This is a genomic window from Aeromicrobium sp. PFPM2_SD2, from assembly GCF_057364525.1.
Window position 1 is genome coordinate 1 of sequence record NZ_JBNFNZ010000828.1, and the last position, 531, is coordinate 531.

Annotated in this window: 1 protein-coding gene; it reads left to right on the top strand. The window is 77.2% G+C overall.

Translation table 11 applies throughout. The features are described 5' to 3' along the window. A partial coding sequence (locus tag AC2W7G_RS18350) for a DUF445 family protein (RefSeq protein ID WP_485869694.1) occupies positions 1-531 on the top strand: 531 nt, incomplete at both ends.

The window sequence follows — 531 nt, forward strand, 5'->3', positions numbered from 1 at the left end:
GGTGCGCGGACGCGCTCGAGCGCGTCCGCGCGGACGACGTCCGGCCGTCGTGGACGCCGCGATCGTCCCCCGCCTGCGCGAGGAGGAGCTCGGTCCGGTCGCCGGACAGCTGCTGGAGTCGGTGCTGGCCGACGACGCCCATCGCGGACTCGTCGACCTCGCGCTCACCGAGCTCGAGCGCTGGCTGGTCGAGCACGCCGGCGACGTCGCCGCGATCATCGAGCAGCGCGCGCCGGCCTGGACGCCCCAGTGGCTGGACCGCCGGGTCGCCGGCTCGGGCCCAGGAGCAGGCGCTCGACTGGGTCCGCGACATCGCCCCGCGACCCCCGAGCACCGCGTCCGCCGGGCGCTCGACGGCTACCTGCTCACGCTCGCCGACGACCTCCAGCACGACCCGCACACCCGCGAGCGCGCCGAGCGGCTCAAGGGCCGGGTGCTCGACCAGCCGCAGGTCACCGAGACCGCCGTCCGGCTGTGGGACGCGCTGCGCCGCGCCCTCGTCGAGGCGCTGCAGGAGCCGGACGGGCCGCT